This is a genomic window from Paenibacillus sp. FSL H8-0548 (assembly GCF_038630985.1).
Lineage (GTDB): Bacteria > Bacillota > Bacilli > Paenibacillales > Paenibacillaceae > Pristimantibacillus.
Genome location: NZ_CP152049.1, coordinates 4,651,284 through 4,666,176, shown reverse-complemented (window position 1 = coordinate 4,666,176; position 14,893 = coordinate 4,651,284). Strand labels below are relative to the sequence as shown.

13 protein-coding genes and 1 pseudogene are annotated in these 14,893 nt (G+C 44.0%); 10 read left to right on the top strand and 4 right to left on the bottom strand.

The window, feature by feature from the left end; all coding sequences use genetic code 11:
* The first annotated feature begins 54 nt into the window (after positions 1–54).
* The 6 genes from MHI37_RS20400 (at position 55) to MHI37_RS20375 (ending at position 6,317) form a co-directional block, all read left to right on the top strand.
* Entirely contained in the window at positions 55–939 is an 885-nt protein-coding gene (locus MHI37_RS20400) for a sugar ABC transporter permease (protein ID WP_076338104.1), read from the top strand.
* The gene (locus MHI37_RS20395) at positions 936–1,763 is read left to right on the top strand and encodes a carbohydrate ABC transporter permease (protein ID WP_076338103.1); all 828 of its coding nucleotides are present in this window, start codon (positions 936–938) and stop codon (positions 1,761–1,763) included. Before MHI37_RS20400 ends, MHI37_RS20395 begins: the two co-directional genes overlap by 4 nt.
* Before the next feature lie 52 nt (positions 1,764–1,815).
* Positions 1,816–3,813: a beta-galactosidase gene (locus tag MHI37_RS20390; RefSeq protein WP_076338102.1), complete on the top strand. Its 1,998-nt coding sequence runs from the start codon at positions 1,816–1,818 to the stop codon at positions 3,811–3,813.
* A 220-nt stretch (positions 3,814–4,033) separates the two neighbouring features.
* The gene (locus tag MHI37_RS20385) at positions 4,034–5,119 is read left to right on the top strand and encodes an LLM class flavin-dependent oxidoreductase (protein ID WP_076338154.1); all 1,086 of its coding nucleotides are present in this window, start codon (positions 4,034–4,036) and stop codon (positions 5,117–5,119) included.
* Positions 5,120–5,256: 137 nt separating this feature from the next.
* A complete protein-coding gene (locus MHI37_RS20380) occupies positions 5,257–5,547 on the top strand; it encodes a chorismate mutase (protein WP_076338101.1) in 291 nt (96 codons plus the stop codon).
* Positions 5,548–5,552: 5 nt separating this feature from the next.
* Complete coding sequence (locus tag MHI37_RS20375; protein WP_076338100.1) at positions 5,553–6,317, top strand: DUF3891 family protein; 765 nt, start codon at positions 5,553–5,555, stop codon at positions 6,315–6,317.
* Positions 6,318–6,330: 13 nt separating this feature from the next.
* Here the strand turns inward: MHI37_RS20375 and MHI37_RS20370 are convergent, their stop codons facing one another.
* From MHI37_RS20370 to MHI37_RS20355, 4 genes and pseudogenes are all read right to left on the bottom strand, one after another.
* Complete coding sequence (locus MHI37_RS20370; RefSeq protein WP_076338099.1) at positions 6,331–7,455, bottom strand: Ger(x)C family spore germination protein; 1,125 nt, start codon at positions 7,453–7,455, stop codon at positions 6,331–6,333.
* Between the two features lie 196 nt (positions 7,456–7,651).
* Entirely contained in the window at positions 7,652–8,542 is an 891-nt protein-coding gene (locus MHI37_RS20365; protein WP_256710609.1) for an endospore germination permease, read from the bottom strand.
* A gap of 5 nt (positions 8,543–8,547) precedes the next feature.
* Positions 8,548–10,072, bottom strand: a pseudogene (locus MHI37_RS20360) (spore germination protein).
* A 136-nt stretch (positions 10,073–10,208) separates the two neighbouring features.
* Positions 10,209–11,153 (bottom strand): ribose-phosphate pyrophosphokinase, encoded by a 945-nt coding sequence (locus MHI37_RS20355; protein WP_076338098.1) that lies wholly within the window; start codon positions 11,151–11,153, stop codon positions 10,209–10,211.
* 222 nt (positions 11,154–11,375) lie between these two features.
* Between MHI37_RS20355 and MHI37_RS20350 the strand changes: the two genes are divergently transcribed.
* From MHI37_RS20350 to MHI37_RS20335, 4 genes are all read left to right on the top strand, one after another.
* Positions 11,376–11,960: a TetR/AcrR family transcriptional regulator gene (locus MHI37_RS20350; RefSeq protein ID WP_076338097.1), complete on the top strand. Its 585-nt coding sequence runs from the start codon at positions 11,376–11,378 to the stop codon at positions 11,958–11,960.
* Positions 11,961–12,017: 57 nt separating this feature from the next.
* Positions 12,018–13,460 carry a DHA2 family efflux MFS transporter permease subunit gene (locus MHI37_RS20345; RefSeq protein ID WP_076338153.1) on the top strand — a complete coding sequence of 481 codons (1,443 nt, stop codon included), beginning with the start codon at positions 12,018–12,020 and terminating at the stop codon, positions 13,458–13,460.
* Positions 13,461–13,668: 208 nt separating this feature from the next.
* Complete coding sequence (locus tag MHI37_RS20340) at positions 13,669–14,616, top strand: carbon-nitrogen hydrolase family protein (RefSeq protein ID WP_076338096.1); 948 nt, start codon at positions 13,669–13,671, stop codon at positions 14,614–14,616.
* Positions 14,617–14,712: 96 nt separating this feature from the next.
* Positions 14,713–14,853 (top strand): hypothetical protein, encoded by a 141-nt coding sequence (locus MHI37_RS20335; protein ID WP_179090255.1) that lies wholly within the window; start codon positions 14,713–14,715, stop codon positions 14,851–14,853.
* Positions 14,854–14,893 lie beyond the last annotated feature (40 nt).

Sequence of the window (14,893 nt, the reverse complement as noted above, 5' to 3'; positions counted from 1 at the left end):
ATCTTCGCTTCATCCCTTTACTTAGTAGAGACAAATAGGAGAGGGGCGGATACTATGCCGGTCAAGAGCTACAAAAAGTATATCTCATTATTAATGTTTGTTGGACCTGCATTCATTTTGTATGCCATCTTCTTGCTAATTCCAACGCTCGGAGGCATGTTTTACAGCTTTACCGATTGGAATGGCTTAAATAGGGATTATGACTTCATTGGCTTTGGAAACTTTGTCGAGGCGCTTGCCGAAGATCCCGATTTTGTAGGCTCCTTGTTTTTCACTCTGAAGTATGTCGTATTTATGGTTGTTCTACAAAATCTATTTGCTTTGCTGCTGGCTGTTTTTATAGAATCCCGCCGCAAAAGCAAAGGCTTTTTCCGTACTATATTTTTTATGCCGAACATGATAAGCACCATCATTAGCGCATTTATGTGGACGTTTGTATTCGCTCAAGTATTGCCTCAGATAGCTGAGAAGACAGCGTTTGCTTTCTTGGATCAAGCATGGATTGGGGATCCAAAGGTTAGCTTTTTCTCCATTCTGATCGTATCGCTTTGGAATGGTGTCGGATATATGATGATTATTTATTTGGCAGGCTTGCAGGGCGTTCCGCAAAGCTTAAAGGAAGCTGCAATGATTGATGGAGCATCTCCATTCCAAACGTTTCGCAATGTCACGCTGCCGATGATTACACATGCGATTACGATTTGTTTCTTCCTTACACTTAACGGTGCTTTTAAAGTATTTGAGGTTGTATACGGCTTGACTGGCGGAGGTCCAGGACGAAGCACGCAGGTCATCACGATGAATATATTCGAAGAAGCGTTCTCGAACAATTTCCGTTACGGCTACGCGAGTGCCAAGTCGGTCATTCTATTTCTCGTTATTTTAATTTTCACCTTTATCCAAATTCAAGTTATGAAGAGAAAAGAGGTGGAAGCATGAATAATAAAAAATCTAGCTCCTTTCTCATTACCATTATACTTTCAATCTGTGCCGCCATTTCCTTTTTCCCAATTTACTTAGCGGTTATTAATTCGTTCAAGACGCAAGGAGAGATGTTCAGCTCGTTCTTATCGCTGCCTACAAAAATTAATTTCAACAATTATGTCGATGCGTTCAAGGCAATTAATTTGTTGAACAGCACGCTTAATTCGATCATTATCTCCGTGCTTGGCATTGGAGGAATCGTATTATGTGCTTCATTGGCTGGTTATAAGCTTTCTCGCACTACCGGAAGGTTGAGCAATCTCATTTTCTTCTTATTTATCGCATCAATGCTCGTTCCGTTTCATTCGATTATGATCCCATTGACTAGAATGGCCAAAACGATGTCGGTACAAGGCAGCACGTATGGGCTTGCAATCATATATATTGGCCTTGGCGTCAATATGGCGATTTTCTTATACCATGGTTTTGTGAAGTCGATCCCGAGAGAGCTGGAGGAAGCTGCACAAATCGACGGCTGTAATGAATATCAAACCTTCTTCAAAATTATATTCCCGCTGCTTGTGCCGATCACGGTCACGATCGCGATTCTTGATTTTTTATGGATATGGAATGATTTCTTGCTGCCGCTGCTCATGCTGACGGATACAAGCAACTATACGCTTATCTTGTCTACAAACACATTGTTTGGTGAGTACAACAAGGAATGGTCGCTCATCCTGGCAGCACTTGTGCTGACCGCAATCCCTGTCATTATTATTTATTCTTTCTTTCAAAAATTTATTATGCACGGTATAGCTGAAGGGGCTATTAAAGGCTAGCTCCAAGTAGGGTGCGAATGCAAATTATCGAATTAAAGAAGGGGTTTATCTCATGAACAAATTGATGTATGGCGTTGCTTATTACGATGAATATATGCCTTATGAGCGTCTCGATGAAGATATCCGAATGATGAAGGAGGCTGGCATCAACGTCGTTCGAATTGCAGAATCAACGTGGAGCACACATGAGCCGCAAAACGGCGTATTTGATTTCTCTTCTGTTGATAAGGTGCTGGATGCGATGCACCAGGCAGAAATAGCGGTGATCGTAGGAACCCCCACCTATGCAGTGCCGGCTTGGATGATCAAGGAGCATCCAGATGTGCTTGCGGTTACACCTAGAGGTCCAGGGAAGTATGGGGCTCGTCAAATTATGGACATTACCAATCCGGCCTATCTTTATTATTCGGAGAGAATTATTCGCAAGCTAATTAGCCGCGTAAGCAAGCATCCAGCTGTAATTGGCTATCAGACGGATAATGAGACGAAGCATTATGATACGGCAGGGCCCAATGTTCAGCTGCAATTCGTCAAGTATATGCGAGAAACGTATGAAACGTTAGAGCGTGTAAATCGGATGTTCGGTCTGGATTACTGGAGCAACCGAATCAATAGCTGGGAGGAATTCCCGTCTGTAGTCGGTACAATTAACGGCAGCCTTGGTGCTGAGTTCGCTAAATTTCAGCGAAAGCTCGTCAACAACTTCTTATCCTGGCAAGTGGGTCTTGTAAATGAATATAAGCAGCCTGGACAATTCGTAACGCAAAACTTTGATTTTGAATGGCGAGGTTATTCATTCGGTGTTCAGCCTTCTGTAGATCATTTTGCAGCTTCAGAGCCTTTCGACATTGCAGGTGTAGATATTTATCATCCCTCGCAGGATGATTTAACCGGCATTGAAATATCATTTGGGGGCGATATGACGCGGTCGTTGAAACATGACAATTATTTGGTGCTTGAGACGCAAGCACAGGCTTTCCCGAATTGGACGCCGTATCCCGGTCAATTGCGGCTGCAAGCCTTCAGTCATATTGCATCGGGAGCGAACATGGTTGCTTATTGGCACTGGCATTCGATTCATAATTCATTCGAAACGTATTGGAAGGGATTGCTTAGCCATGACTTTATGCCGAACCCCGTTTATAACGAGGCCAAAACGATCGGTGCTGATTTCGCTAAACTGAGCAGCAAGCTTGTTGGTCTGCGGAAAACGAATCAAGTTGCCGTAATGGTCAGCAATGAAGCACTTTCTGCGATGGAATGGTTTAAGCTGCCTGATGGCAAAACGTACAATGATGTGGTCCGATCACTATATGATGAATTGTATGGATTGAATGTTGAAGTTGATTTCATTCAGCCGTCGTATAAGACGCTGAATGATTACAAGCTCATCATCGTCCCTGCATTGTACTCCGCTGCTTCCGAGCATCTGGAACGATTAAATGAATATGTTCGCGCAGGCGGACATGTCGTATACACCTTCAAGAGCGGCTTCACGGACGAGGTCGTTAAGGTTCGAGACTCGGTGCAGCCAGGTATCATTCATGAGGCATGCGGCATATCCTACAACATGTTCATAAAGCCAAATCAGGTTGGACTCAAAGGCAAGCTGATCGCTGAAAATGGTATGGATGCTCAGGTTGAATCCTGGATGGAGTTGATTATACCGACGACTGCGGAGGTGCTTGCCTATTACGATCATTCGCAATGGGGCGAATATGCAGCAATCACACATAATCAATATGGTGAAGGTACTGCAACCTATATAGGCTGCATGCCGGGAGCAGCTGTAGTTCGTGAGGCGCTGAGCCGCGTGTTGCGAGTTGCAGGGCTTTGGGAAGTGAATCAAGAACTAGCCTTTCCAATGATCACTAAGACAGGTGTGAACAGGAGCGGGAAGCGCATACGTTATTATTTTAACTATTCGAATGCGGCTGTCACACTCGTATATCAGCATCAAGGGGGCCTAGAGCTGCTTACGGAAAGCCCAGTTGAAACCGGTCAGCAATTGAACCTTGCACCATGGGGCATACTTATTATAGAAGAGTAGAATACAAAATAAGGCTGAAACAAGCGAGACTTGTTTCAGCCTTATTTGCGTACGCTAAATAGGGGATAAGCAACCAATTTCTGACCGTTTAACTTGACGTAACTTAATAACTTATGTAATATTACTTACGTAAAGTAACTAAGTGTTTCGGATAAAGACGTCATACGTCTTTCGATATAAATCGACGAAAGCGGTGTTTGTCATCAAAGAGGAAACAACGATTAATGGTCTAAAAACGAAGGAGCATATAGAAGAATTCGAATTTGGCATTTATACATTAGGCGATCTTAGCACTGATCCAGTAAATGGTACTTCTCTGAGCCCGAGAGACCGTATGAAAGAAATTATTGAAGCAGCGAAGCTTGCTGATGAGGCAGGTATTAATGTGTTTGGAGTAGGCGAGCATCATCGATTGGATTTCGTTGTAACATCACCTCCTGTCGTATTGGCAGCCATTGCTCAAGTAACGAAACAAATTCGGCTGACTAGTGCAACTACGGTGCTTGGAACCTCTGATCCGGTAAGAGTTTTTGAAGATTTCTCTTCTTTGGACCTGCTGTCCGATGGACGAGCAGAAATGATTGCTGGGCGGGGAGCCTATGTAGAATCGTTCCCTTTGTTCGGTTATGATCTCGGCGATTATAAGGAACTATTTTATGAGAAAATCAACCTGCTTCTAAAGCTCAATGAAACCGAGCGAATGACCTGGAGCGGTCGTTTTCGTTCTGCGCTTAACGATGCTGAAATTGCGCCTCGTCCGCTTCAAGCTCGTTTGCCGGTATGGATTGGTGTAGGAGGTACTCCTCAGAGCGCTGAGCTGGCCGGCAGTCTGGGAGCAGGAATGGCGCTTGCGATACTTGGCGGCAATCCTGAGTATTTCAAATCGCTTGTTGACGTTTATCGTACTGCGGGCATACAAGCAGGGCATAAGCGGGACACTCTTAAAGTGGGGATAACTAGCCATGGTTATATTGCCAATACAACGGAGCAGGCTAAGGATGAATATTATCCTTATTATGCGAATTACTTGCACGAATTTATGGGTGGCAAAGAACGAGGAGAGAAGCTGTCAAGAGAACGCTTCGAGCAGCTGGCAAGTCCTGTGAATGCACTCGCGGTAGGCAGTCCGGAGTTGATTGTTCAGAAAATTTTGGCGCAGCATGAGTTGTTTGGCCATACAAGGTTTATGGCGCAGTTCGATATTGGAGGCATTCCCTTCTCCAAAGTAGCGACTTCTATTGAATTATTCGCTGCGAAGGTGATGCCGGTTGTTCGCAAAGAGCTGGCAAAGAAACATTCCAACTAATAAAATGGTATGACAAATAGACTGCCGCTGGCTTCCTAAGCCCGCAGGCAGTTTTTTTTCTTCTCACGAAAGCTTATAGCCGTTTGAGTGAAGGAGATGGTACAATCGTAAGAAAACAGCATGCAAGGGAGATTAATATGGAAGCTTCCAGACTAGATGAATTAAGACAAGGCATTGATCATTTGGATCAACAAATTATTTCTTTGTTAGCCAAACGGTTTCAATTGACAGAAGAGGTTGGTATATATAAAGCAAGCAACAAGCTCGCTGCGCAGGATTCGAGCCGGGAGGCTGAGCAATTTGATAAAATCGAGGGTCTAGCTGCATCGTGCGGTCTGAATCCACAATATGCGAGCGCAATTTATAGACGCTTAATGGACGTTGTTATTACGCGGCACATAGAAATAGAGAATGGTAGGAAGGACTGATATCGATGATCGTATACGAGAAGGAAGAGTCGTTTATTCTGATCGCGCAGCATGATCATGCTCGTATTTCGGGAGATCTTGTTTCTGCATGGCAAGATGAATTGTTTCATAGCGCGGAACGCAGAGAAGAGCTGGCGTATGCCGCTTATGAGCATGATAGCAGCTGGATTGACCTAGACCGTATTCCGTTATGGAATGATGCCGTGCAGGCCCCCTTTTCGTTTCGCGATTATCCGGGCAATATTCGATTTTTCTTTTATTCCAGAGGACTGGACCGCGTGCAAGAAACAAGCGAATATGCGGCATTGCTCGGCAGTATTTTGTATACGACGCTGGCTGAGAGGTTCAGAAATGAAGATACCGTTCCTTTTGTTGAACGAGAGTTCTCTCGTCAGAGTGCGATTATCGAGCGGCTTCAGCTGGATGTGAAGCTGCTTCAGCTGCATGCGAAGGCGCTGCTGCTTTGTGATGAGCTTTCCTTATTTGTATGTATGGATCAGCCAGGCACGCCAAGACAAAATTACGAATGGTTCGCTAACGGATTCCCGTATTGGTTCGATCGATCAGGCCAAACGTCCTTGATTGCCGATTGGAAGGATCATTCAACGATTACACTAGATCCGTTTCCTTTCAGTAAAGAAGTCGAAGCCTCGCTCTTCTATAAGGAGGTAAGCAAGGCTTCCATTGGCGCAAACGGTATCGCAGCTGCTTATCAGCGCGAGCAGCTGAAGGAGCATAAGCTAATATTTCGATCAAAGCGGATCGAATAAATCGTAAGAACTTCTACTTAATGGGTCCCATCGCGCGGATGGTTAAATCAACCTTTATATTGATGTCAGCATCCGCCAGGGCCTCCCCCCAATGGTCCTCTACTTTCATAAATTGCTTGTAATGATAGGCTCTGGCATATACACCTAATCCAATGGGGTCCAAATTATTTTTTTGCAGCTTTTTTATTAGAGCTTCATATTGCTTTTGCATAAGATTGTTCAATTCCTTCTCAAGCCAAGTCGATTCACTTGAAATGTCGATTGGGAATAGATGCTCTGAGAGTCCCACTGTTGTTTTGACCAGAATATTAAAAATAAATCTGTCGTTTTTATAAGCGGTTTTGATTTTCAACTTTACTTTTCCACCTGTGAAGCTGACGGTATCCGTCGCGAAAGGCCCGCTGACAGACTTGCCTGGTATCCGGTAGGATAAGCTATATCCAGCGTCTGCTTGCTTCTGCAAAATATTTAGCAGCACGGTTTCTTGTGCACCTAATGAAAGGACATATTTTCCTCTTGAATTTAATAGAGCAGAGCCTTTGAGCACAACTTTTTTGTTTACTAACTTCACCTCTGCGATGTAGGGGGTGAGTCCTTTATCATAAAATTGCCGGTGAAATTCTTGGACAGTTGTCGCATACGTCTCTGATCTTTTTGTTTTGGTGTCGATCATGTTGCGGAGTAATATAGGCAGCAGCGGTTGATCAGGCGGATTCAAATAAATGAGATCCTTTACAGGACCATCAACAGCAATAACGCGGTCCGTAACCGTATTTCGTGCATCACGAAAAAGGACATCAAGCATTGGAAACCAATCCTCGTATTTCAAAAAATGTCTGCCAAGCAAAACCACCTGATAATTTCGGCCTTGGTTTGACCCGCCTGTTTGGGCATCCTGAATCGATCTCGACTGGCGAAGCGTGTCAGCCTCACCAGCAATTTCTTGGCCTTTTTTCTTAATGTTTTTGCTAAATACGGGAATAGAGGAGTAAAAATGGAACTTCTCATTTTCATCTAAATCCATGCCGAGAGCGAGTGGAGTAGCAGCCTCTTCCAAACTCAGCTGATCAGTGCATGCGGATGATGCAAGGCAAACGGCAAGCAGTATTAGGCTAGCCCCCACGGTTCGCAGTTTCATAAGCGACTCCTCCTGTGAAGCTTTTTATAAAGCAAAATATAAATAAGCAAGAGGGAAGGCAGGATATATTCCATTCCAAATCCAAAAATAGCAAGCCATGTTACCAGCGTATTGCTCTGATTAAAGGTAGGCATATAAAAGTATGTGCCGATTGCGAGTAGGATACAGAGAAGTCGAAGCGGCACACGATGATCCTTTAATCCAAAAGCATAGGATACGCAGAGGGAAACGAAATAAGGGATGGAATCCATACCATCGAGAATACAAAGATATAAAAAGAAATGAAAGGCACCTCGATACGTTCAATGAAACGAAATTCTATCGTTTTTAAAATACTGATAATCGGATCATTAAACAAAGTCGCTTCATGCGGGCTGAAGTAGATATAGCAGATGATCGTAATAAAGAGATATACCGCCATAGTAAGTGTATTGGATATAAATAGAGCAGGAGCGGCTTTTTCTTTATGTTTTAAATAGGGATACAAAATAAATACCGATGAAATGCCAAGGCTTGGGTAAACCGTGGCACTCACTGCAGAAAGAACGGGCATGAAGCCTGCTTTGAATAGCGGCAGTAAATTGAGCCAATGGGCATATTTTAACGTGAACAAGTAAACAAAGGGCAGCCAGCAGGAAATAACAACAATGAGCTCTGCATATCTGCCAATAATGCGCGGACCGGCGATGGCTACTTTATAAGCTGGAATTAAAAGTAAAATTAATAATACATAGCCCTGGGTATTTGGCATTAGCCATGTTTTTATAATAAGGATTGCGCGTATCAAGCCATCGTATAGAAGATGCAGAAAAAAGAGGGCTAGCACAAGCGCAAAGCCTTTGCCGAACCATTTTCCTACCATTGTGGATAACGCATCCATCAATGTTTTGCCAGAGCAATTTTTCATGACCATAACGATAATATAGCTGCAAAAGATGTTTATGGCATAGCCAAGCGGAATGGCAAGCCAACCATCGGTGCCAGCAATCTCGGCTAATTTTCTCGGCAAGGATAGGACGGCAACGCTGATTTGAATGCCGGAAATGATAAAAATGAATTGCATGGAGGTGATGGTGTCTTTCGCCATACTTTTCAAAGGTCGTCCTCCTGTTGTGGGGTTGTAGTTTGACGTATGTCTTGTAACGGCAATGTGCTTGTGGGTCGTTTTTTCATTAACCAAAGTGGTGCGCGAATCAGGGTGTCCTTCCAATCTGAGAAACGAACAGGGGCAAACGGGGTACCATAGGGCATGCCCAGTGATTTGAGAGTCAATAGATGAGCGATCATGACCATCAAGCCAACAATAATTCCAACAAAGCCGAACAAGGAAGCAAGAATCATAAGCCCAAAACGAATCAGGCGGACGGCTGCAACCATATCGTAGTTTGGCAAGATAAAGGATGATATCGCGGTGAACGCTACAACAATGACCATTACGTTGCTTATTAAGCCTGCTTGAACGACAGCTTGTCCAAGCACGATCCCTCCTACAATGCCAACGGTCTGACCGACGGGAGCCGGAAGTCGAACCCCTGCTTCACGCAGCATTTCAAGAGTGATTTCCATAATAATTGCCTCTACAAACGGAGGGAAAGGTACTTGACCGCGTGATTCGCCTAATGTTAGCAGCAGCTTCATCGGAATAATTTCAAAGTGATAAGAAACAATACCGATGTAAACTGCAGGCAGAAATGCAGCGGTTATAAATGCGAATAGCCGCAGCAATCTCAAAAAAGTAGCGATAGACCATCGGGAGCTGTAATCATCTATATTTTGAAAATAGGAAAAGAAGCCAACAGGAGCTACAAGCACGCTTGGTGAGCGGTCAACAACAACGACACATCGCCCTTGCAAAATTTGCGAAGCAGCTGAATCAGGCCTCTCTGTTAATACAAACTGTGGGAAGAGGGAGTATGGATTATCCTCGATAAGCTCCGCCAGCTCACCTGTATTCAATATGACGTCTACCTTGACTTTCTTAATCCGATCTTCAAGCTCGTCTATTAAGCTGGGGGTTCATAACATCTGCCAGATACATAATCGTTAGACTCGTTTGACCTCGTTCACCGATGACCAATCTTCTCATTTTCAGCTGATGGCTCGGGATATAGCGACGTACCAGTGCAATGTTGACCCCGCTGGTTTCCACGAAGCCTTGATGGGCGCCTTTCAAAGAGGTTTCTAGTTGCGGATCCTCGATTGCACGCTGCGGCCAGCCGCTAGTGCCAAGAATATAGGCGTACTCTCTTCCCTCAATAAACAGCACGCTGCTGCCAAGTAGAATAGATAGCTCGATAGATGTAAATTCGGACTCTTTCTCCATATGGCCAACCGCCAGGATAGGCTCATCGCCAGGCTTTCCATCATTGGATTCGAGCTGCAGCGGACGAAGCACATCATTATTTAATGCAGGTCGATCGGTCAATCCATTGAGATAAATAAGGGCGGCGGATTCGCTAGTATGCTTGATCGTAAGCTTTCTAATTACCATATCTGGTGTTTCGGAAAAGATGCTTTCTATCCGGAGTATATTTTCTGTGAGGTCTGAGCGAATTAGATCTGAGGGATCGGATGTTTTTTTCTCGGTTTTATTGTTTTTCAAGGAATAGTCCTCCATTTCTCATCGCAGACATCGTTCGCTTGTTTATTTTGCCACGGTTTTCCATAGCTATACGCAGTCAATACAAATACCCTCTTGCTTCTCAGCAAGAGGGTAAGAGGATCAAATATGAGTAAAAAGCAGTCGTGAAAACCTAGGAGGAGCCTGCTTTGAATAAGGTCGCTATCGAGCCGCCTTCTGTAATAATCTTGATAGCAGTAGCAAGCAACGGTGACATTGGCAATACTTTAAACTTATCAGAATGCACTTCGCTAATTGCAATCGTGTCCGTTATGATAACTTCACGAATGTTAGGATGATCAAGCTTCTCAAGCGCATTGGCAGAAAATAGTCCATGCGTTGCACATATGTAAGAATCATGAGCGCCTTTTTTCTTAAGCGCCTCAACAACATTGACAATTGTGCTGCCCGTATCGATTAAGTCTTCAATAATGATAGGCGTCATATCCTCAACATCACCGATAATATGCGTAATTTCAGACTGGTTATGAGCAGGACGATTTTTAATCATGATCGCGAATGGGCAATCAAGCAGCCCTGCTAGCTTCTCAGCGGTTGTTGCTCGTCCCGCATCTGGCGATACGACAACGGGATTCTTAATTTTTTTGTCTCTTAGATAGGAAATGATCAAATCGAGCGCCGTTAAATGATCGACGGGAATGTCGAAGAATCCTTGAATTGGATCGGCATGTAAATCAACAGTAACGATCCGATTAGCACCAACGGTTGTCAATACGTCTGCAACCAGCTTAGCGGAGATCGGCTCGCGCGGGGCGGATTTTCTTTCTTGACGAGCATAGCCGTAATACGGCATCACGATATTGATGGTTTTGGCTGATGCACGCTTTGCGGCATCAATCATAACGAGCGTTTCGATTAAGTGCTCATTTACGGGATGAGAAAGTGATTGTACGATAAATACATCACAGGTACGTATGGATTCACCATAGGAAACATGAATCTCACCGCTTTGCAGCCTCGATATGGCAACATTGCCTAGTGGAAGTTCAAGTTCCTTGCACATCTCTTCTGCCAGCTTTGGATTTGAAGTGCCGGAAAAAATTTTAACCTTTTGCATGAGAGCCTCCTTAAAACTACGATAAGCGACATTCTTCGTTCAATCATAACAAACTAAGCGGTGGAGAACAAATTATAACTGCTTTATTTAAGGATGGGTACCCATAACGAATGGGGATAAGTACTTTGGTGCTGTAGGTTTGGAAGCAAAAAAGAATTGACTTTAATAGCAGAAACATGCTTTTATTATGTAGACCAATCGTTATAATTAAGGAGGAATTGAATGTCGGAAAAACAAAATACACGCAATATGATTATTGATACAGCGTCAAGGCTGTTTTTCACAAAGGGGTATCACGCCACGGGGCTAAGCCAAATTATTAAAGAGAGCAATTGTCCGAAGGGCTCCCTTTATTATTATTTTCCGAACGGAAAGGAAGAGCTTGTACTGGAGTGCATTAATAGTACAAGAGAACACGTTATGGAGAAATGGAAAATTAAATTTGCTGCTTATGAAGATCCAGCTGAAGCTGTACAAGCATTCGTTGTAGCTATAGCGGAGGAAGCAGAGAAAATGGATTACCAAGGCTATATGCCATTCAGCTTATGGATGGCGGCAGAAACCTCTTGTATCAGTGAGACGCTTAGAGCTGCTGGACAAAACGTATTTACATCATGGCAAGGTTTAATATCCGAGCGTTTGTCCGAGAGAGGGATGGATGAGCAAAGAGCGGCGGATGTAGGGATTGTTCTTGTTTCTTTGCTTGAGGGTGCTCTGATCTTAGCGATTACGAGCCGGAACAAGCAGCCTTTATTAACCGCAGCCAAAACCATCCCGTACTTGATTAACAAATGTCCTACTCTCTGAGAAGGAAACATGACTAGAAAGTTAGATTATAGGAGAGTGAAATGCTTGCAAGCATCGATGTCAAAAACACAACAAAATACGGGACAAAAATATAAAGTACTCCCTATTATGATCTCATTATTATTAAGCGGATTTATTGGAATGTTCAGTGAAACCGCCTTAAATGTAGCTTTAACTGACCTCATTCAAATATTTAAAATTACTGCACCAACGGTACAATGGCTGACGACAGGATATTTGCTTACACTTGGTATCTTAGTGCCTTTATCGGGTTTATTGCTCCAGTGGTTCTCGACAAGGCAGCTATTTATTGCAGCTGTAAGCTTCTCTATTTTGGGCACGCTTATTGCGGCGCTTTCGCCGAGCTTCGAGCTGTTGATGACGGCACGTGTTATTCAGGCTATAGGCACAGCGTTATTGCTGCCTCTGATGTTTAATACGATACTGATTATTTTTCCAGCAGAGAAACGTGGAGCAGCAATGGGTGTAATCGGACTTGTCATTATGGTCGCGCCTGCAATTGGTCCTACGATTGCCGGTCTCCTGATTGAGAACCTTAGCTGGCATTGGATTTTCTGGGTATCGCTTCCCTTTCTCGTGATTGCTTTGCTGTTCGGCATACTCTATATGCAAAATGTATCCACCATTACGAAACCGAAAATTGATATTTTTTCACTCGTGTTTTCTACACTTGGCTTCGGCGGCATCGTATTTGCTTTTAGCAGCGCTGGAGAAGATGATGGCGGGTGGGGCAGTACGAAGGTAGTTTCCTTCATGATCATTGGTATAGCAGCACTGATTATTTTCGCGATTCGCCAATTGACGATGAAGCAGCCAATGATGAACCTGCGAGCTTTCAAGCATCCCATGTTTGTTGTTGGTACACTTATGGTTTTTATTTGTATGATGGTTATTTTATCGTCGATGCTCGTGCTGCCAATGTATTTGATCAGCGGACTCGGACTAAGTGCACTAACTGCAGGTCTTGTCTTGCTGCCTGGGGGTCTTATTAACGGTATTATGTCTCCGATTATGGGAGGCCTGTTCGATAAATACGGTCCAAAATGGCTGGTTATTCCAGGACTGGTTATTGTAGCTGCGGTGCTTTGGTTTTTCTCGGGCATTACAACAGCGTCAACTTTAACGCTAATAATCATACTTCACTCTTGTTTGATGATCGGTATTTCCATGGTATGGATGCCAGCGCAAACCAATGGTTTGAATCAGCTGCCGCGGGAGCTTTACCCTGATGGAACTGCGATTATGAATACCCTCCAGCAGGTTGCCGGCGCTATTGGTACGGCGGTTGCAGTTAGTATTATGACGGCTGGCATGACCAGCTTCATGAAAAATGCAGCAGATCCTACAGATCCGGCAAATGCTCCGCTTGCAATGACTGCGGGTATTCAGAATGCATTTATTTTTGCCATGATCGTTGCGATTGTAGGCTTAATCGTCTCTTTCTTCATTAAACGCGTGATTGTAAGCAAGCAGCATTAATATTCTCCAAACCAAGAGGCAGTCCGTGTGAGGACTGCCTCTTGGTTTTATTTTCTTTTCTCCTGTACTTTGGAAAGCAAATCAATGAATTGGTTGGGGCAATAACATGCCAATTGGACGGTTACAGCAAGGAGTGATCGTTATATGATGGTGCTATACAGTAATGAAAGTACAACTTTCTTGGGAGTAAAAGAAGGAGACAGCGATTATGAGCGAACGAAATGTAAGGGTGGCAGTCGTTCAGGCGGCTCCAATTTTATTTGATAAACAATCAGCCTTTCAGAAAGTCGCTGCCAGTGCAAAGGAAGCGCAGGCACAAGGCGCCAAATTGCTAGTATTTCCTGAAGTATTTATTGGTGGCTATCCAAGAGGTCTGTCCTTCGGTGCCAGAGTCGGCAGCCGTACGATGGAGGGGCGCAAGGATTGGGCAAGATATTGCGATAGTGCGATTGCTATTCCTGGAACAGATACTGATTTGCTAGCGGAAATCGCCAAAGAAACGGGGTTATACTTAATCGTTGGTGTCGTGGAGCGCGATCAGGAGTATAGTGGCTCTACGTTATATAACAGCATTGTTTATATCGGTCCAGATGGACAGCTGCTTGGCAAGCATAGGAAGCTGATGCCAACGGGCTCAGAGCGGCTTTTATGGGGCAATGGTGATGGAAGCACACTTACGGTCATCGAAACGCCGTTCGGGCGGATTGGCGGATTGATTTGTTGGGAAAACTATATGCCACTGGCCAGAACGGCCATGTATGCAAAGGGAATAGATATTTTGGTGACGCCGACAGCGGATGCGAGAGATACATGGCAATCGACGCTTAAGCATATTGCATGCGAAGGAAGATGTTATGTATTGTCGAGCAATCAGTATGTGACAAAGGCGTCGTACCCGATCGATTTGAACGGTTATTCTGAGCTTGAACAGGATTCTGATCCTCTTTGCCGAGGCGGGAGCGCGATTGTAGATCCCTTAGGCGAATATGTAACGGAGCCGGTTTATGGGCAAGAGACTATTATATATGCGGATTTGGATATGTCGCTCGTAACAGCAAGCCGTTTTGACTTTGATGTTGTTGGGCATTATAATCGACCTGATGTGTTTAAGCTGTCCGTTAATGAATCGAAGCAAAGCATTGTTACTTTCAATTAGATAAGTTAAACAATAAATTTACGTTTTGCTTCACAAAACTAAGCATATGCTTACGAAGTAATTTTTTCTTCAAAAAAATTTTCAGGAGGAGATCAAATGGGAGTACCAGTTGGCGTTTGGGTCGCCTCGGCCATCATTGTAATCGTGTTAGTGTGGATGACCATTTGGATTACAAATAAAGCTTATTCGCGCAGATGGGAAGATTCGGACAAAGAGGATAAGGGCAGGCACTATTAGTCACCTTGAGTAATCCAAATCAGGATGCCGGGTATGAAAT

Bases quoted from the DNA above. Each gene is read 5' to 3' on its own strand.
- MHI37_RS20350 (WP_076338097.1), top strand. From the start codon at position 11,376: ATGTCGGAAAAACAAAATACACGCAATATGATTATTGATACAGCGTCA.
- MHI37_RS20375 (WP_076338100.1), top strand. From the start codon at position 5,553: ATGATCGTATACGAGAAGGAAGAGTCGTTTATTCTGATCGCGCAGCAT.
- MHI37_RS20345 (WP_076338153.1), top strand. From the start codon at position 12,018: ATGTCAAAAACACAACAAAATACGGGACAAAAATATAAAGTACTCCCT.
- MHI37_RS20340 (WP_076338096.1), top strand. From the start codon at position 13,669: ATGAGCGAACGAAATGTAAGGGTGGCAGTCGTTCAGGCGGCTCCAATT.
- MHI37_RS20335 (WP_179090255.1), top strand. From the start codon at position 14,713: ATGGGAGTACCAGTTGGCGTTTGGGTCGCCTCGGCCATCATTGTAATC.
- MHI37_RS20365 (WP_256710609.1), bottom strand. From the start codon at position 8,542: ATGGCGAAAGACACCATCACCTCCATGCAATTCATTTTTATCATTTCC.
- MHI37_RS20355 (WP_076338098.1), bottom strand. From the start codon at position 11,153: ATGCAAAAGGTTAAAATTTTTTCCGGCACTTCAAATCCAAAGCTGGCA.
- MHI37_RS20395 (WP_076338103.1), top strand. From the start codon at position 936: ATGAATAATAAAAAATCTAGCTCCTTTCTCATTACCATTATACTTTCA.
- MHI37_RS20380 (WP_076338101.1), top strand. From the start codon at position 5,257: ATGGAAGCTTCCAGACTAGATGAATTAAGACAAGGCATTGATCATTTG.
- MHI37_RS20370 (WP_076338099.1), bottom strand. From the start codon at position 7,455: ATGAAACTGCGAACCGTGGGGGCTAGCCTAATACTGCTTGCCGTTTGC.
- MHI37_RS20390 (WP_076338102.1), top strand. From the start codon at position 1,816: ATGAACAAATTGATGTATGGCGTTGCTTATTACGATGAATATATGCCT.
- MHI37_RS20400 (WP_076338104.1), top strand. From the start codon at position 55: ATGCCGGTCAAGAGCTACAAAAAGTATATCTCATTATTAATGTTTGTT.